This window comes from Achromobacter pestifer (genome assembly GCF_013267355.1).
GTDB classification, from domain to species: Bacteria; Pseudomonadota; Gammaproteobacteria; order Burkholderiales; family Burkholderiaceae_B; genus Achromobacter; species Achromobacter pestifer_A.
In genome coordinates this window covers 509,636-526,462 of sequence record NZ_CP053985.1, presented here as the reverse complement: position 1 = coordinate 526,462, position 16,827 = coordinate 509,636, and the positions used below count along the sequence as shown (strand labels likewise).

General features: G+C 64.7%; 14 protein-coding genes and 3 tRNA genes. 13 read left to right on the top strand and 4 right to left on the bottom strand.

Features of this window, described 5'->3' with window-relative positions:
* Positions 1-121: 121 nt before the first annotated feature.
* Positions 122-206: transfer RNA gene (locus FOC84_RS02810), tRNA-Leu, on the bottom strand.
* A gap of 160 nt (positions 207-366) precedes the next feature.
* Here FOC84_RS02810 and FOC84_RS02805 point away from each other — a divergent pair.
* Positions 367-978, top strand: coding sequence for a tRNA-uridine aminocarboxypropyltransferase (locus FOC84_RS02805; protein ID WP_173143087.1), 612 nt, complete (start codon positions 367-369; stop codon positions 976-978).
* A 111-nt stretch (positions 979-1,089) separates the two neighbouring features.
* On the opposite strand, the gene FOC84_RS02800 is transcribed toward FOC84_RS02805, so the two are convergent.
* Positions 1,090-1,174 (bottom strand) — tRNA-Leu (locus FOC84_RS02800).
* Between the two features lie 220 nt (positions 1,175-1,394).
* On the opposite strand from FOC84_RS02800, the gene rnr reads away from it, so the two are divergent.
* The 12 genes from rnr (at position 1,395) to FOC84_RS02740 (ending at position 14,050) form a co-directional block, all read left to right on the top strand.
* A complete protein-coding gene (rnr, locus tag FOC84_RS02795) occupies positions 1,395-3,869 on the top strand; it encodes a ribonuclease R (RefSeq protein ID WP_173143086.1) in 2,475 nt (824 codons plus the stop codon).
* 130 nt (positions 3,870-3,999) lie between these two features.
* On the top strand, positions 4,000-4,737 hold the full coding sequence (gene rlmB / locus FOC84_RS02790; protein ID WP_173143085.1) for a 23S rRNA (guanosine(2251)-2'-O)-methyltransferase RlmB: 738 nt from the start codon (positions 4,000-4,002) through the stop codon (positions 4,735-4,737).
* A gap of 52 nt (positions 4,738-4,789) precedes the next feature.
* Positions 4,790-6,034, top strand: coding sequence for a cystathionine gamma-synthase family protein (locus FOC84_RS02785; protein WP_173143084.1), 1,245 nt, complete (start codon positions 4,790-4,792; stop codon positions 6,032-6,034).
* A gap of 58 nt (positions 6,035-6,092) precedes the next feature.
* Entirely contained in the window at positions 6,093-6,773 is a 681-nt protein-coding gene (locus tag FOC84_RS02780; RefSeq protein WP_173143083.1) for a Fe2+-dependent dioxygenase, read from the top strand.
* A 352-nt stretch (positions 6,774-7,125) separates the two neighbouring features.
* On the top strand, positions 7,126-7,398 hold the full coding sequence (locus tag FOC84_RS02775) for an HU family DNA-binding protein (RefSeq protein WP_003812968.1): 273 nt from the start codon (positions 7,126-7,128) through the stop codon (positions 7,396-7,398).
* A gap of 153 nt (positions 7,399-7,551) precedes the next feature.
* Positions 7,552-7,627, top strand: a tRNA-Val gene (locus FOC84_RS02770).
* Positions 7,628-7,917: 290 nt separating this feature from the next.
* Positions 7,918-8,727 (top strand): energy transducer TonB, encoded by an 810-nt coding sequence (locus FOC84_RS02765; protein ID WP_173143082.1) that lies wholly within the window; start codon positions 7,918-7,920, stop codon positions 8,725-8,727.
* A gap of 1 nt (position 8,728) precedes the next feature.
* A complete protein-coding gene (locus FOC84_RS02760) occupies positions 8,729-9,724 on the top strand; it encodes a MotA/TolQ/ExbB proton channel family protein (RefSeq protein WP_173143081.1) in 996 nt (331 codons plus the stop codon).
* Positions 9,724-10,206 (top strand): ExbD/TolR family protein, encoded by a 483-nt coding sequence (locus tag FOC84_RS02755; protein WP_088139398.1) that lies wholly within the window; start codon positions 9,724-9,726, stop codon positions 10,204-10,206. The genes FOC84_RS02760 and FOC84_RS02755 overlap by 1 nt, the downstream gene beginning before the upstream one ends.
* Positions 10,207-10,271: 65 nt before the next feature.
* Positions 10,272-10,943 carry a response regulator transcription factor gene (locus tag FOC84_RS02750; protein ID WP_006218435.1) on the top strand — a complete coding sequence of 224 codons (672 nt, stop codon included), beginning with the start codon at positions 10,272-10,274 and terminating at the stop codon, positions 10,941-10,943.
* A 66-nt stretch (positions 10,944-11,009) separates the two neighbouring features.
* Entirely contained in the window at positions 11,010-12,125 is a 1,116-nt protein-coding gene (locus FOC84_RS02745; RefSeq protein ID WP_254241899.1) for a sensor histidine kinase, read from the top strand.
* Positions 12,122-14,050 (top strand): potassium transporter Kup, encoded by a 1,929-nt coding sequence (locus FOC84_RS02740; protein ID WP_173143080.1) that lies wholly within the window; start codon positions 12,122-12,124, stop codon positions 14,048-14,050. The genes FOC84_RS02745 and FOC84_RS02740 overlap by 4 nt, the downstream gene beginning before the upstream one ends.
* Before the next feature lie 418 nt (positions 14,051-14,468).
* Here the strand turns inward: FOC84_RS02740 and argG are convergent, their stop codons facing one another.
* Both argG and FOC84_RS02730 read right to left on the bottom strand, forming a co-directional pair.
* On the bottom strand, positions 14,469-15,809 hold the full coding sequence (gene argG / locus FOC84_RS02735) for an argininosuccinate synthase (RefSeq protein ID WP_173143079.1): 1,341 nt from the start codon (positions 15,807-15,809) through the stop codon (positions 14,469-14,471).
* A gap of 82 nt (positions 15,810-15,891) precedes the next feature.
* Positions 15,892-16,818 (bottom strand): LysR family transcriptional regulator, encoded by a 927-nt coding sequence (locus tag FOC84_RS02730; RefSeq protein ID WP_173143078.1) that lies wholly within the window; start codon positions 16,816-16,818, stop codon positions 15,892-15,894.
* Between the last annotated feature and the right edge of the window lie 9 nt (positions 16,819-16,827).

Below are 16,827 nucleotides of genomic sequence, written 5' to 3'. Positions count from 1 at the left end.
CCCGGCTCCAACGATTTGCGAGCCGGGCAAGCAAAATGGGCCGGACAAAGAAAAAACCCCGGACGCTTACGCGTTCGGGGTTTTTTTGGCGCATCACGCAGGTACCTCGTGATGTAATAATTGGTGCCCAGGAGAGGACTCGAACCTCCACACCTTGCGGCACACGGACCTGAACCGTGCGCGTCTACCAATTCCGCCACCTGGGCGCTGATGCTTTACTTGTCGCTTCGCTTTCGCGTTGTTTCTTGTTCAGCAGCAGAGGAATGAGATTATGCACACTTTTTTGGAAGCGTGCAAGTCGTGTGGGTTTTTTTTCATATTTTTCGCTGCCGGGCCGCTTTCGAACTTTCGATATAGTGTCGCCCCATGTCTCGTACCCTTTGCACGCGTTGCCTGCGTCCTCGATCGCACTGTCTGTGTGCGCTGATTCCCTCGCTTTCGTGCCGCACGCAAGTGGTGGTGCTGCAGCATCCCAGCGAGGCGCGCCATGCCTTGAACACTGCGCGGCTGGCCGTGCTGGGTCTGGCCGGCGCGCGCCGCGTAGTCGGCGAATATTTTGCGGAAGACGATTGGGCGCTGTCCGGCCATCTGCCCCGTCTGCTGTTTCCCGGCGAGGGCGCTGAGGTGCTGACGCCAGGCTATGGGCAGGATCTCGGCGCGCCCATCAGATTGATCGTGCCCGACGGCACCTGGGGGCACGCGCGCAAGCTGCTGCATATCAATCCCGGGCTTGCCGCCTTGCCGCGCGTGATGCTGCCCGCGGGGCTGTCCACGCGTTACCGGGTGCGCCATGCCGACGTCGCTGGCGCGCTGTCCACGATAGAGGCCGTGACGCATGCCTTGAATGCCATCGAGGCGCCGATGAGTTTCGATGCGTTGCTGAAGCCTTTCGAGGCCTTGATCGACGGGCAGATCGACGGCATGGGGGCCGACCTGTATGCGCGGCATCATTTGAATCGCAAGGTGCCGTGGCGTTGAAGAGGCGAGGGCGGCAGGGCGCAAAGCAAAAGCCCCGGAAATCTTGCGATTTCCGGGGCTTTTTAGCCTTTGCCATCAAGACCGGCTTGCATGGTCTTGATTGAAATTCCGTGGTGCCCAGGAGAGGACTCGAACCTCCACACCTTGCGGCACACGGACCTGAACCGTGCGCGTCTACCAATTCCGCCACCTGGGCACTGAGAGATACTGTCAGAAGTATGTGATACGCTGCCGCCCTAGTTGCATCGCTTTAGTTAAAAACACATTAACTAAAGCATGCGTCCAAAGTGCAGTTGGTTCTACAATACGGTTTTTAAGCAACAGTTGCTTTAAACCACCCTCTGACCATTTTCTGCTTCAGTGTTCAGCCTTGGGCGAACCACAGAAGCTGCGCATTATATACGGAAATTTTAGCTTTGGCAAAACGATCGAATAACGAATCGAATAACAACAGATCAACACCCTTGCCCGAAGCGCCGCCGGACTTCGATCCTGATGTCCCGTCCCGCGAAGCCATCCTGAAAGCGCTGCGCGCCGCAGGCTCGCCGCTTTCTCCGGTGGAACTGGCCGAACGCATGGGCGTCGAGCGCGCCGCGACGATGGTGGGATTTGAGCGCCGCCTGGGCGCCATGGAGCGCGACGGGCAACTGATGCCCAATCGCAAGGGCGTGTTGCTGCTGGCCACCAAACTGGACTTCGTCGCCGGCAAGGTGCTGGGGCACCGCGACGGCTTCGGCTTCCTGCTGCGCGATGACGGCGGGCCCGATCTGTTCCTGTCGCCGCGCGAAATGCTCAAGGTGCTGCATGGCGACCGCGTGTTGGTCAAGCCCACGGGCGAGTATCGCGGCAAGCCGGAAGGCACCATCGTCGAAGTCATCGAACGCCGCACCAACAAGCTGGTGGGGCGCTTCCTGCACGAGCACGGACTGTCCATCGTCGTACCCGAGGACCAGCGCATCAAGCATGACATCCTGATTCCGCCCAGCGATACCAATGGCGCCCAGCATGGGCAGGTGGTCGCGGTTGAAATCATGGAGCAGCCCACGCGCCACACGCAGCCGCTGGGCCGCGTGGCCGAGGTGCTGGGCGAGATCGACGACCCCGGCATGGAAATCGAGATCGCGGTGCGCAAGTTCGACGTGCCGGTCGATTTCTCCGAAGCCGCGCTCAAGCAGGCCGCGCGCCTGCCGGACGTGGTCAGGAAGGCCGATCTCAAGGATCGCGTCGACCTGCGCGACGTGCCCCTCATCACCATAGACGGCGAGGACGCGCGCGACTTCGACGATGCGGTTTACTGTGAACCTGTGGAGTTGGGCACGGGCCAGCGCAAGCGTCCGGGCTGGCGCCTGCTGGTGGCCATCGCCGATGTCAGCAACTACGTGCGTCCGGGCGACGCGCTGGACGACGACGCGATCGAACGCGGCACCAGCGTGTACTTTCCGCGCCGGGTCATCCCGATGCTGCCGGAGTCGCTGTCCAACGGCCTGTGCTCGCTGAACCCGGACGTCGACCGCCTGGTGCTGGTTTGCGACATGGTCATCCCGGCCAGCGGCGCCAAGGCCGGCACGGTCACGGCCTACCAGTTCTATAACGCGGTCATGCACTCTCATGCGCGCACCACCTATACGAACATCTGGGCCGCGCTGCAGCAGCCCGGCGGTCCGGCCGCGCACGCCATGCGCAGCGTCATGCCGCAGGTCCAGCACCTGTACGAGCTCTATCAACTGCTGGCGCAGGGGCGCAAGAAGCGCGGCGCGATCGACTTCGACACCGTCGAGACCAAGATCGTCTGCAACGAACTCGGCCGCATCGAGCAGATCGTGCCCTCGGTGCGCAACGATGCCCACAAGCTGATCGAAGAATGCATGCTGGCCGCCAACACCTGCGCGGCCGACTTCATGACCCGCAGCAAGCATCCCGGCCTGTACCGCATCCACGAAGGCCCCACGCCCGAGCGCCTGCAGTCGCTGCGCGAGTTCCTGCGCACCATGGGCCTGTCGCTGGGCGGCGGGGAAACGCCCACGGCCAAGGACTATGGCGACTTCCTGGATTCCGTGCGCGGACGGCCCGACTACCAGCTGCTGCAGACCATGTGTCTGCGCTCCATGCAGCAGGCGGTCTACAGCCCCGACAACATGGGCCACTTCGGCCTGTCCTATCCCGGCTACAGCCACTTCACCTCGCCCATCCGCCGCTATCCCGACCTGCTGACGCACCGTGTCATCAAGGCGCTGCTGGCCGGACAGCGCTATGTGCCCAGCCTGGACGACCATGCGGTGGTCATAGGCCGCACGCAGCGCGAGCACGAACAGGCCATCTGGGAAAAGATGGGTCTGGTGCTGTCGGCTAGCGAGCGCCGCGCCGACGAGGCCTCGCGCGACGTCGAGGCCTGGCTCAAGTGCTGGTTCGTCAAAGAGCGCGTGGGCGAAGACTTCAGCGGCACCGTCACCGGCGTCGCCAGCTTCGGCATCTTCGTCACGCTGGACACGCTGCACGTCGAAGGGCTGGTGCACGTCTCCGAGCTGGGCGGCGAGTACTTCCAGTTCAACGATGGCCTGCATGAACTGCGTGGCGAGCGCACGGGCATGCGTTATCGCCTGACCGACAAGGTGCAGGTGCAGGTGGCGCGCGTGGATCTGGAGGCGCGCCGCATCGAGTTCCGCCTGGTGCAGGGCACGAGCTTCGATGCCTTGCGCAAGGCGTCGGCACGCGGTCCGGACGAACCTGTTCGTCGCGTGAAGAAGGCGGCTTCCCCCAAGCCGGCCGCTCTCAAGGGCCAGACCGCCAAGGAGCGGCGAGCCGAGGCCAAGAAGGCCGGCAAGCCGCCGCGGACGTCCAAGGCGCCCCAGCGCGCCGCGCCGGCCAAGAAGGCCACGCACAAGCGCCACTGACACCTCTTTATGGCCAAGCCGTCGTTTGGCGGCGGCGCCATAAGGGGTAACATTGCATCTATGGCCGGCTTGGTCCGGTAGCCCGCCCCGCTCTGGGGCGGGTATTCGTTTATCTAAAGGTATTGCATTTATGGCGTCGACCCAAGTCCTGGCCGGGTTTCACGCGGTTGTTGCGCGGCTGCGCCACGCGCCCGACTCGATCAAGGAAATCTATGTAGAGGCGTCGCGCCGCGACAAGCGGATGCAGACGTTCATCGAACAGGCCGAGAAAGCCGGTTGCCGCCTGCATCCGGTCCCCATGGAGCGCCTGGACGGCCTGTCCCGCGGCACCCGCCATCAGGGCGTGGTGGCGCTGGCCGAGGAACGCCAGCTGGCGGTGGACGTGGACGAAGTGCTCGACGTCATCGAAGGGCCGCCGCTGCTGCTGATCCTGGATGGCGTGACCGATCCGCACAACCTGGGCGCCTGCCTGCGCACCGCCGACGCCGCCGGCGTGCACGCCGTCATCGCGCCGCGCGACCGGGCCGTGGGCCTGAACGCAACCGTGCAGCGCGTGGCTTGCGGCGCGGCCGATACGGTGCCCTATCTGATGGTGACCAACCTGGCGCGCACCATGCGCAGCCTTAAGGATCGCGGCGTGTGGCTGGTGGGTACCGACGACCAGGCGGCCGACAGCATGCATCAAATCGATGCGCGCCAGCCCATGGCCTGGGTCATGGGCGCGGAAGGCGAGGGCATGCGCCGTCTGACGCGGGAAACCTGCGACCAGTTGGTGAACATTCCCATGCTGGGTTCGGTGGAAAGCCTGAACGTCAGCGTGGCCAGCGCCGTCTGCCTCTATGAAACCGTGCGCCAGCGCCGTTCCTGATTCATCCGTCCTGCCTATCTTGTAGATCACATCCTTTTCGCGTCCGCCCATCATGCACCAGAACGGCTTTACCACCACGATCCTCCATTCCGACCGCAAGCAATCCGTCGAGCACGGAGCGGTGCACAAGCCCATGCATCCGTCCTCGGAGTTTGCCTACGAAGACGCGCGCGAACTGGCCGCGGTGTTCCAGGGCAAGGCCGGCTTTACGTACGCCCGCCAGGGCACGCCCACCACCACCGCGCTGGAGGCCAAGATCAGCCAGATGGAAGGCGGCAAGGGCACGGTCAGCTTCGCGACCGGCATGGCCGCGCTGGCCGCCATTTTCACCACGCTGCTGCGCCGTGGCGATCACCTGGTGTCCAGCCAGTACGTGTTCGGCAATACCAACAGCCTGTTGGGCACGCTGCTGGACCTGGGCGTGGAGATCACCTTCGTGGACGCGACCGATTCGTCGCAGGTGCGCGCGGCGATCCAGCCCAACACGCGCATGGTCTTCACCGAAACCATCGCCAACCCGGGCACGCAAGTTGCTGACCTGGCGGTGATCGGCGAGATCTGCCGCGAGAAGGGCCTGGTCTACGTCGTCGACAACACGCTGACCACGCCCTGGATGTTCCGGCCAGCCTCGGTCGGGGCGTCGTTGGTGATGAACTCGTTGTCCAAGTACATTGGCGGCCATGGCAATGCCTTGGGCGGTGCCGTGACGGACACTGGCCTGTACGATTGGTCGGATTACTCGAACATCTACGAGGCCTATCGCAAGGGGCCGTCCACCAGCTGGGGCCTGACGCAGATCAAGAAGAAGGGCCTGCGCGACATGGGCGGCACCCTGGCGGCCGAGCCCGCGCACCGCATCGCGGTGGGCGCCGAGACCCTGGCCCTGCGCATGGCCAAGCACTGCGCCAACACGCTGGCGCTGGCGCGCTTCCTGGAAGAGCATCGCGGCGTGGCCAAGGTGCATTACCCGGGCCTGGCCAGCCACCCGCAGCACGCGCGCGCGGCGGCGCTGTTCGGTTCGCGCTTCGGCGGCCTGCTGGGGATTGAACTGGCTGATGGGGTGGACTGCTTCGACTTCCTGAACCGTCTGCGCGTCGTGCTGATGGCGACTCATCTGGGCGATACGCGTAGCCTGGCGCTGCCTGCCGCGCACACCATCTACTACGAGATGGGCGCCGAGCGCCGCAAGCAGATGGGCATCGCGGACAGCCTCATCCGCGTGTCGGTGGGCATCGAAGACGAAGCCGATCTGCTGTTTGATTTCGATCAGGCGCTCAACGGCTGCCTGCAGGGATAATGCGGCACGTGCGCGGTCGGTGGCCGGCCGCGCCTGCAACGCAATCGGGATAGTGGCCATGCTTATACAGATCGCAGAAGTTTTTACGCCAGAAGAGGCTGCCGAGATCCGGCGCCGCCTGGACGCCGCCGATTGGATCGATGGCAAGGTCACGGCCGGCCATCAATCGGCCGAGGTCAAGCGCAACCGCCAACTGCCGGAACAACACGTCCTGGCGCAGGAGCTGGGCAACCTGATCCTGCAACGGCTGGCGGGCAATAACCTGTTCATGTCGGCCGCGTTGCCGCGCAAGATATTCCCGCCGCTGTTCAACCGCTACGAAGGCGGAGAGTCCTTCGGTTATCACGTGGACAACGCCGTGCGCGGCATCGCCGGCACGGCCGAACGCGTGCGCACCGACCTGTCGGCCACGCTGTTCTTCTCGGAACCTGACTCCTACGATGGCGGCGAACTGGTCATCGACGACACCTACGGCCCGCGCGCGGTGAAGCTGCCGGCGGGGCATATGGTGCTGTACCCCAGCACCAGCCTGCACAAGGTCAATCCGGTGACGCGCGGCGCGCGCGTGTCGTCCTTCTTCTGGATGCAGAGCCTGGTGCGCGAAGACAGTCAGCGCGCGTTGCTGCTGGACATGGATGTGGCCATACAGCGCTTGAATCAGGACGTCGCGGGGCATGCTTCCATCGTGCAGCTCACCGGTATTTATCACAATTTGCTGCGCCGATGGGCCGAGGTCTGACGCAAGTTAACTATCGTGTCCAGGGGTGTCGCGCAAACGCCGAAATGCGTGTTTCTGTTTATTGCGAAAAGGTCTAAAAGCTAGTATTGGCGCGGGTTGTGGTGAGGTTTTCGCTTGACAGCCGCGCCACGCCAAGGCCTAATACATGTCTGCGTCGCTGACGATTTGAAGGCAATTTGCCCTTGAATCCAAGCGGCGCAGCAGTTTAAAAGTTGTGCTTCGCAGCGCAAGAAAAAAGTTTATCCACTGTCTGTTCGTCGTTTGTCGGGTCTTGCGTCTTCTGTGGCGTCCATCATGACGGCCATGAACTGCACTACCGGCAGACTCCATACCTTGTGAGGGGTACACCTGAATGAACAAAACCGAACTCATCGATCACATCGCCAGCAAGGCCGACATTTCCAAGGCTGCCGCTGGCCGTTCGCTCGACGCCCTGATCGGTGCCGTCAAGACCACCCTGAAGAAGGGCGGTACGGTTACGTTGGTTGGCTTTGGCACGTTCGCTGTGTCGGCTCGCGCCGCTCGCACCGGCCGTAATCCGCGCACCGGCGAAACCATCAAGATCAAGAAGGCCAAGGTGCCGAAGTTCCGTCCGGGCAAGGCCCTGAAGGACGCCGTCAACTAATGGACGGCGGGCAACTCGCAGGCTCGGCCCTGGCGATTTGCCCACAAGTGCGCGGTCCGGTATACTCCGGCCCGCGTATTGCTTTTGAGTGCCCCGGTTGGCAGTTGCTTGTACGGATTTTTCGCGAATTTCGTCTTGAGGCTGCATCAGAAAGGGTGCTTAGCTCAGTTGGTAGAGCGGCGCCCTTACAAGGCGTAGGTCACAGGTTCGACCCCTGTAGCACCCACCAAAAGCACACACTGCATCCGATACGCGCTCCGCTAAAAACCCGTACACGTCATGGTGGCGGGTTTTTTGTTTTGAGGATCATGCTTTCTCATTCATCGGCGTGCCTTGCGTGCGCGGCGTTGCTTGCGCCTATGATCACGGTCAAGAAGTAGGACCAGATCAGATGAAATAGGACGTGCGAATCATTCGCATTTAAGATATTATTGTGGGCTTGTACCGGTCAGCCGGCGTCGCCATCGCGTGTGCGTCTTTCCTGGCTGGCCGGATAAGTCAATGCACTCTGGCTGATTCATGCCTAGTTTTCAACGCGGTTGGAATTCTTCTTCGCGCTCTTCATTCGGTATACGCGCAGGCGCTGGCCTGACGGTCCTGGCGCTGCATGCGGCAGTGATCGGCGCCATCTTCATGGCACCCGAGAATCGTCCTGAACTCGAGGAGCCCGAAGCCATCATGGTGAGCGTGGTGGATGCGCCCATTCCCCAGATCGCCAAGGCCGAACCCACTCCCGAGGAGCCGCAGCCGGTGACGGAAACACCGCCCGAGCCGCAGCCCGAGATCGAACCTGAACCCGAGCCGGAGCCCGAGCTCAAGCCCGAGCCGGAGCCCGAACCCGAACCCGAGCCGGTGGTGGAAAAGCCGCCGATGCCGGCGCCCAAACCCAAGCCCAAACCGCCACCCAAGCCTAAACCCAAGCCTGAGCCCAAGCAGGACGTCAAGGTCGAGCCCAAGCCGGAAGCGCCGAAGGCGCCGCCCAGCGGTGCGCCCGAAGGCACGCAGGCGCCGCAAGGGCCGCAGCAGGGGCCGCCGCCGGATCAGCCGGTGCTGGTTTCCAGCATCGAATTCCAGGGCGCTCGTCCCATGCCCAACTATCCGATGGCATCGCGCCGCATGCGGGAAGAGGGCCGGGTGGTGGTGCTGGTCGAGATCAATACCCAGGGGCTGGTCGAGCGGGCAACCATCGACGCGTCCTCGGGCTTTCCGCGCCTGGACGAATCGGCGCTGGCAGCCGCCCGCAAGGGCCGTTTCAAACCGTATACCCGTAACGGCGTGGCCTATCCCGCCAAAGCCAAAATTCCGTTCGATTTCGTAATGAGGAACTGAGATGTCCAACGCACTGCATAGCGCCACCCTGGTGGCGCAGGCGACCACCAGCCCGGCCGTGCCGGCTGCCGCCGCCGCTGCGCCTGCCGCGGCCGCGGCCGCACCCGCAGCCCAACAAGCCGCCTCGACGGTCGGTGCCGCGGCCCAGCAAGCCGCCGGCGCTGTCCAGCAGTCGGCCGACGCGCTGCAAGGCGCCGCCGCCGCGCTGCCCTCGGCGCTGCCGGTCGCCCCGGCTCCCGCCGCTGTCCCCGACATGGGTTTCATGCACTTCATTGCGCAGAGCGACTTTGTCGGCAAGAGCCTGTTCATCATCCTGATCCTGATGTCGCTGGTGACCTGGTACCTGATTCTGGTCAAGGTGGCTAGCAACGTCAGCATGCGCAAGCGTTCGGCGGATTTCCTGAACAAGTTCTGGAACGCCAGCTCGCTCGAACAGGTCGAAAACGAAATCGTCACGCACGGCGCGCGCGATCCGTTCTCGCACCTGGCCAGCCACGCCATGCATGCGCAGGCGCATCACAACAAGTTCGGCGCGACCAAGCTGGAAGAGGCTGGGAGCAATACCGATTTCGTCACGCGCACCATGCGCAAGGTGATCGACGAAGAAACCGCCAAGCTGGAAAACGGCCTGACCGTGCTGGCTTCGGTGGGTTCGACAGCGCCTTTCGTGGGCCTGTTCGGCACGGTGTGGGGCGTGTACCATGCCCTGGTCGGCATCGGCCTGTCCGACGGCGTGACCATCAACCGCATTGCCGGTCCGGTGGGCGAAGCGCTGATCATGACCGGCCTGGGCCTGGCGGTCGCCATTCCCGCGGTGCTGGCCTACAACACCTTCGTGCGCAACAACCGCGTGTACCTCTCGCGCCTGGATGCTTTTGCGCATGATTTGTTCGCGTTCCTGACCACCGGCCAGCAAGTCGCCCTGTCCGACGGCAAGGTGCGCGCACTGCGCCGCCAGAACGGCCACGGCGCTGCGGCTCAACGCGGGAGCGAATAATGGCCTTTGGCAGCTTCGAGGGCAAGGGATCCGGAAGCCACACGGTTTCCGAGATCAACATGGTGCCCCTGATCGACGTGATGCTGGTGCTGCTGGTGATTTTCATCATCACCGCGCCGCTGCTGGCGCATTCGATCAAGATCAACATGCCCCAGGTCGCGGCCGAGCAGATCGAGGAAGAGCCCAAGACCGTCGACCTGGCCATCGATGCCAGCGGCGCGCTGTTCTGGGACGAGAAGCCGGTCAATATCGATGACCTGCCCAACCGCTTCAAGTCGATCGCCGGCACCAAGCCGCAACCCGAGATCCGCATCCGCGCAGATCAGAACACGCGTTACGAGACGCTGGCCAAGGTCATGGCTTCGGCCCGCCGTTCGGGCATGACGCGCATCGGGTTCGTCACCACGCCTCCTTCGGGCGGCGCCGCGGGCGCGGCAGCCCCCGCAGCGGCGGGAGCCGCCCCGGCTCCGTCCGCACCTTGAACGCTTCCCGGCCCCGGGGCGTATTTCACGCCCCGTTCCGGCCGGGATCGCGCTAGAATCGCCGCATGCGAGTTCTGGTAATCGAAGACGACACCACCCTGGGCCACGCGCTCCAGGAATTTCTGGCCGACCAAGGCTATGCGGTCGACTGGCTGACCGAGGGCGACCGGGTTCTGGGCGCCTTGGCAGGCCAGCCCTACGACCTCATGCTGCTCGACCTCAACCTCCCGGGCATGAGCGGGCTGGACGTGCTGCGGCAATTGCGCCAGGACGGCAACCAGGTCCCCGTGCTGATCCTCACCGCCCGCGATGGCATCGAGGACCGCGTCGCCGGGCTGGACGCCGGGGCGGACGATTACGTCACCAAACCTTTCGAACTGCCCGAGCTGGCGGCGCGCGTGCGCGCCTTCGGCCGGCGCCGCGCCGGACAGGCACAGCCCCTGATCGAAGTCGGCCCGCTGGTGTTCGACACCGTCGGCCGCGAAGTCCGGGCCAATGGCCAGCGCTTGTCCCTGTCGGTGCGCGAGCTTTCCGTGCTGGAAATGCTGATGGCCCGCGTCGGCCGCGTCGTGACCAAACGCCAGATCGTGAACTCGCTGTCGGCCTGGGATGCCGATTTCAGCGAAAACGCCGTCGAAGTCTACGTGTACCGCCTGCGCAAGCGCCTCGAAGGCACGGGCGCCAGCATTCAAACGGTGCGCGGCTTTGGCTACATGCTGGATGTGGAAACGGCCTGACGGGCCGGCTGCGGCCGCGTCGCGCCGGCCCAGCGCATCCATACGCCTAGGCGAGGGCATTGCGTCATGATGCAGGAACGCACTCCTACCGCTACTCCAGCTCCACGCCCCTTGCTTCCCTCCCGTTCGCTTGCGCGGCATCTGGTCATCCGCCTGATGCCGCCGATCCTGCTGCTGGTCCTGCTGGACCTGGCGGCCACCTGGGTCATCACGCACAAGATCGACATGTCGCTCTGGATGCTGGAAGATTTCTTCTGGCTGATGGTGGTGGGGCAGGTCGCGCTGATCGCGCTGTTCACCTGGGTGGTGGTGCAGGGCGTACGTTCGGGGCTGCGTTCGGTCAATCACCTGTCCGAAGAGATCCGGCAGCGCTCGATCGACGACATGCAGCCGCTGGAAGTGGCAGGCGTGCCGGTCGAGATCGAGCCGCTGGTCACGCACACCAATGACTTGCTGCTGCGCCTGGATGCCTCGCTGGCGGCGCAGCGCCGCTTTATCGGCCACGCCGCGCACCAGTTGCGCACGCCCTTGGCCGGCCTGCGGCTGGAATCCGAACTGATGCTGGCGCGTCCCTTGCCCGACGACGTGCGGGCGCGGGCCGAGCGGATCAAGGCCGTGAGCGACCGCATGATCCGCCTGGGGCAGCAACTGCTGGTCCTGGCGCGCGCCGACCCCAACGCCCGCCCGCAAGACAGCTTCGTGCGCATCGACCTGTGCGAATGGGTGCGGGCGAACGGCGCGGAATGGTTTCCCCGGGTGCGCGAGGCGCACTACGAGCTGGATCTGGTGGCGCCGGACGCGCCCATCTGGATCGACGCCGATCCCTTGCTGCTGGCTGAACTGCTGGGCAACCTCATCGACAATGCGCTGCGCTATGGCAACAAGACCGGCCGCATCACGCTGATCGTCGGCGCCAATCCGCCTTCGCTGACCGTCGAGGACGATGGGCCGGGTATTTCGCCCGATGAACGCGAACGCGTGTTCGAGGCCTTCTACCGCTCGCCCACGGCGACCGCGGGCGGGTCGGGCCTGGGGCTGGCCATCGTGCGCGAAATTGCGCATGCGCATGGCGCCTGGTGGAAGCTCACCAGCCGTCCGGATTTTTCAGGAACACGGCTGTCCGTCGTGTTTCCCGGCCCCCGCAAGGGGGCCCAACTCACTCGTCAAGAACCTACATCATGAGCCAAGGTTCGGCCAGCGTTCCTTCGTCGTCCAACGGGCAAGCACTCGGCGGGCACGCGCCGTCTTCGCGGGCCGCCCTCATCATGGGGGCGCTGGGCGTGGTGTACGGCGATATCGGCACCAGCCCCTTGTATACGCTGCGGGCGTGTCTGACAGGTCTGAGCGTGCATACCGACCTGGAGCCTGCCCACTTGCTGGGCGTGCTGTCCATCCTGTTCTGGATGCTGATGGTGGTGGTGTCGTTCAAATACGTGACGCTGATTCTGCGCGCGGATAACCGCGGCGAGGGCGGCACGCTGGCCTTGCTGGAATTGGCGGTGCGCGGGCGCGAAGGCAAGCTGCGTTGGGTGCTGATCGTGCTGGGGATCTTTGGCGCGGCGCTGTTTTATGGCGACAGCATGATCACGCCAGCGATCTCGGTGCTGTCGGCGCTGGAAGGGATAGGCATCGTGTCGCATCAGCTGGACGCCTGGGTCGTGCCGCTGGCGCTGGTGGTGCTGATTGCGCTGTTCGCGATCCAGTCGCATGGCACGGGCGCCATGGGCAAGCTGTTCGGTCCGGTGATGCTGCTGTGGTTCGGTACGCTGGCTGCGCTGGGCGGCTGGCAGATATGGCAGACCCCGGAAGTGCTGCGGGCGCTCAATCCGATGTGGGGCCTGCGTTTCATCATCGAGTTTCCGTGGATCAGTTTCGTGCTGCTGGGCGCGGTGGTGCTGGCCCTGACGGGCGCCGAGGCGTTGTATGCCGACATGGGCCACTTCGGCCGTCCGGCGATCCGCCGCGCCTGGTTCAGCATGGTGCTGCCGGCCTTGACGCTGTGCTATTTCGGCCAGGGCGCGCTGCTGTTGCGCGATCCGACGGCGATACGCAACCCGTTCTTCATGATGGCGCCGGAATGGGGGCTGGCTCCACTGGTGGCGCTGGCCACCATCGCGACCATCGTGGCGTCGCAGGCGGTGATATCGGGCGCGTACTCGGTCACCCGCCAGGCGGTGCAACTGGGCTTCTGGCCGCGCATGCAGATCCTGCATACCTCGGCCGTCGAGAAGGGCCAGATCTATCTGCCGCAGGTCAACGCGCTGCTGCTGTGCGCGGTGCTGATCCTGGTGCTGCTGTTCCGCAATTCGGACAATTTGGCCGCTGCGTATGGCTTCGCGGTTACGGGCACGATGCTCACGACGTCGGTGCTGGCGTTCGCGGTGCTGCCGCGCGGCTCGACCGGGGTGAAGCGTGTCTTGTGGCTGGTGGCGCTGGGCTTGTTGCTGCTGTTCGATGTGCTGCTGTTCTCGGCCAATGTGTTCAAGATCCACGAGGGCGGCTGGTTGCCGCTGCTGGTGGCCATCGTGGTGTTCACGCTGATGATGACCTGGCGCCGCGGCCGCCGGCTGCTGTCCGAGATGCAGCAGCGGGACCGCCAGCCGCTCAAGGAATTCATGTCGCAGCTCGAAGAGTATCCGCCGTCGCGGGTGCCGGGCACCGCCATCTTCATGACGATGAACTCGGGCAATGTGCCGCCGGCGCTGCTGCATAACTTGAAGCACAACAAGGTGCTGCACGATCATGTGCTGTTCCTGACGATCCTGGTGGCGGATGTGCCCTATGTCTCGGAAGAGGAACGCTTCTCCGTGAACAAGCTGTCGGCGTCGAGCTGGCAGGCGACGATCAACTACGGCTTCAAGGAAGATCCGGACGTGCCGGAGGCGCTGCGGCTGGTGGCCGAGGCGTATCCGGAGATCGATCTGGAGCCGATGCGGACTTCCTACTTCCTGTCGCGGCAGACCGTGGTGGCGGCGAAGAAGCCGGCGTTGTTGCGCTGGCGGCGGGCGGTGTTTTCGTTCATGGCTCGGAACTCTACGCGGAGTACGAAGTTCTTCAAGATTCCGGCTAATCGGGTGGTGGAGATGGGGATGCAGGTGGAGCTTTAGGCTCTTGCTTGTCTGTTGGCGGTGTTCAAGTTCTGTTGACGCCTGTGGCGGCGGGGGCCTGCCACGCGCGGGGCAACGATTGCAGTCCGGAGCGTTCGCTCCGGACTTCCCCTTCGTCATCTTCGTCAAGGCCTGCGGCCTTTCCTTCAGATTCCCTCGGGCTTATCGACGCCCCGCGCGTGGCAGGCCCCCGCCGCCACAGGCTGCGTCGGCTGAATGTGTCCGGTCGCAGCGGAGGACGGCGTGCTTGGCGTTCTCACGACGGGTTCGGGTTTTGGCGATGGACCTTGCGGGGCTCGCCCCCGGCCGGCCGCGCGGGCGGCCTTTGGGGGCTTGCGCGGTGTCTTGCGATTGGTGTCTTTAAAGCAAAAAGCCCTTCGGCATGCCGAAGGGCTTTTTGGTTTTTGGCTTCGAAGAATTACTTCTTCTTGCCGTCGTCGCTCAGCTGGGGCAGCGAGCTGCCGGAGGAGGCGAGCAGGCCGGTCTTCACGTAGGTGAAGAGCTTGCTGCGAGTGTCGACGATGTCGAGGTTGCGCATGGTGAGTTGGCCGATGCGGTCCGCGGGGGTGAACGGGGCGTTTTCGACCTTTTCCATGGACAGGCGCTCGGGCGCGTAGGTCAGGTTGGGCGACTCGGTGTTCAGCAGCGAGTAGTCGTTGCCGCGGCGCAGTTCGACGGTGACCTCGCCGGTGATGGCGCGGGCGACCCAGCGTTGGGCGGCTTCGCGCAGCATGATGGCTTGCGGGTCGAACCAGCGGCCCTGGTACAGCAGGCGGCCCAGCTTGCGGCCGCTTTCGCGGTACTGCTCGATGGTGTCTTCGTTGTGGATGCCGGTGACCAGGCGCTCGTAGGCGATGAACAGCAGGGCCAGGCCCGGGGCTTCGTAGATGCCGCGGCTCTTGGCTTCGATGATGCGGTTTTCGATCTGGTCGCTCATGCCCAGGCCGTGGCGGCCGCCGATGCGGTTGGCTTCGAGCATCAGTTCGACGGGGTCGCTGTATTCCACGCCGTTCAGGGCGACCGGATGGCCTTCCTCGAAGCGGACGGTGACTTCCTCGGCCTTGACGGCGACGTCGTCGCGCCAGAACGCGACGCCCATGATGGGCTTGACGATGCGGATGCCGGAGTTCAGGTGCTCCAGGTCCTTGGCTTCGTGGGTGGCGCCCAGCAGGTTGGAGTCGGTGGAGTAGGCCTTTTCAGCCGACATCTTGTAGTCGAAGCCGGCTTGGCGCATGTATTCCGACATTTCGGAACGGCCGCCGAGTTCGTCGATGAAGCGCTGGTCCAGCCAGGGCTTGTAGATCTTCAGGTCCGGGTTGGTCAGCAGACCGTAGCGGTAGAAGCGCTCGATGTCGTTGCCCTTGAAGGTGCTGCCGTCGCCCCAGATGTTGACGTCGTCTTCCTTCATGGCGGCCACCAGCATCGTGCCGGTCACTGCGCGGCCGATGGGGGTGGTGTTGAAGTAGGTGATGCCGGCGGTCGAGATGTGGAACGCGCCGGATTGCAGGGCGGCGATGCCTTCGGCCACCATCTGCGCGCGGCAGTCGATCAGGCGGGCCTTTTCGGCGCCGTAGGCCATGGCCTTGCGCGGGATCTCGTCGTAGTCGGACTCGTCGGGCTGGCCCAGGTTCGCGGTGTAGGCGTAGGGGATGGCGCCGTTGTTGCGCATCCACAGGAGCGCTGCGCTGGTGTCGAGGCCGCCGGAGAAGGCGATGCCGACCTTCTGGCCGGTGGGAAGGTTCGGGAGGATAGTGGTCATTGTTTGAAGTGAGACGCCAACAGGACTTGGACAGCAGACTTTGACAGCTGCTAGCCGCCAAACAAGAAAAACGGACTCTATTTTAACTCTTTTGCCGCGAACGGGCCGCCGGGGCGAACAGGGCCGGCAGCTCCAGCCGGTGGATCAGGAGCGCGGTGGCGGCGGCCAGGCGGGTGGAGGGGCGGTGGCGGGCGCTGGCCAGCACCAGGTCGTTGGTGATGGTCGGGTCGACGATGTCGCACAGCGACAGTTCGTGTTCCGCGGCGGGGCCGCGCGCGGCCGAACGCGGCAGGATGGCGTAGGCGTCGCCCTGGGCGGCCAGTTCGACGATGGTCTGGACGGCGTCCACCTCGACGGCGATGGTCAGGCGCACGCCCTGGGCGCGGCACACGCTTTCGACCAGGGTGCGGATGGCGTTGGGCAGGCTGGGCAGCACCAGCGGGTAGTTGCCCAGTTCCGCCACGGCGATGCGCGGGGGCAGGGCGGGCCGGTGGCCGGGCGCGGCCACCAGCACCAGGTCTTCGCGGAACAGGGATTCGTAGGCCAGTTGGGGCGAAGGCGCGGGGTCGTAGAGCAGGGCGAGGTCGACGCGGCCGGCCAGCAGCCATTCGCGCACTTGGGCGCTGAGGCCTTCGGCCACGGCGATGGAGGCTTCGGGAAAGCTGCGGCGGAAGGCCTGGACCAGCGGCGGCGTCAGGACGCGGGCGATGCGGGGCGGCAGGCCCACCACGACCTTGCCGGTGGGCGTCTCGCGCAGGGTTTGCAGGTCTTCCTTGGCGCGTTCGGCCAAGGTCAGCAGGGCGCGGGCGTGTTCCAGGAAGCGCAGCCCAGCCTCGGTGGGCTCGGCGCCGCGCCCGTTGCGGTAGAGCAGGTGCTGGCCGAGCTCCAGTTCCAGCAGGCGCACCTGGCGGCTGAGCGTGGGCTGCGCCACGTCCAGCATTTCGGCGGCGCGCGAGAAGCTGCGCCTCTCGGCCACCCGCAGGAAGTATTCGATCTGCTTCAGGTCCATCGGATATTT

Bases quoted from the DNA above. Each gene is read 5' to 3' on its own strand.
- FOC84_RS02750 (WP_006218435.1), top strand. From the start codon at position 10,272: ATGCGAGTTCTGGTAATCGAAGACGACACCACCCTGGGCCACGCGCTC.
- FOC84_RS02755 (WP_088139398.1), top strand. From the start codon at position 9,724: ATGGCCTTTGGCAGCTTCGAGGGCAAGGGATCCGGAAGCCACACGGTT.
- FOC84_RS02780 (WP_173143083.1), top strand. From the start codon at position 6,093: ATGCTTATACAGATCGCAGAAGTTTTTACGCCAGAAGAGGCTGCCGAG.
- FOC84_RS02730 (WP_173143078.1), bottom strand. From the start codon at position 16,818: ATGGACCTGAAGCAGATCGAATACTTCCTGCGGGTGGCCGAGAGGCGC.
- FOC84_RS02765 (WP_173143082.1), top strand. From the start codon at position 7,918: ATGCCTAGTTTTCAACGCGGTTGGAATTCTTCTTCGCGCTCTTCATTC.
- FOC84_RS02775 (WP_003812968.1), top strand. From the start codon at position 7,126: ATGAACAAAACCGAACTCATCGATCACATCGCCAGCAAGGCCGACATT.
- FOC84_RS02785 (WP_173143084.1), top strand. From the start codon at position 4,790: ATGCACCAGAACGGCTTTACCACCACGATCCTCCATTCCGACCGCAAG.
- FOC84_RS02760 (WP_173143081.1), top strand. From the start codon at position 8,729: ATGTCCAACGCACTGCATAGCGCCACCCTGGTGGCGCAGGCGACCACC.
- FOC84_RS02745 (WP_254241899.1), top strand. From the start codon at position 11,010: ATGATGCAGGAACGCACTCCTACCGCTACTCCAGCTCCACGCCCCTTG.
- FOC84_RS02805 (WP_173143087.1), top strand. From the start codon at position 367: ATGTCTCGTACCCTTTGCACGCGTTGCCTGCGTCCTCGATCGCACTGT.
- FOC84_RS02740 (WP_173143080.1), top strand. From the start codon at position 12,122: ATGAGCCAAGGTTCGGCCAGCGTTCCTTCGTCGTCCAACGGGCAAGCA.
- rlmB (WP_173143085.1), top strand. From the start codon at position 4,000: ATGGCGTCGACCCAAGTCCTGGCCGGGTTTCACGCGGTTGTTGCGCGG.
- argG (WP_173143079.1), bottom strand. From the start codon at position 15,809: ATGACCACTATCCTCCCGAACCTTCCCACCGGCCAGAAGGTCGGCATC.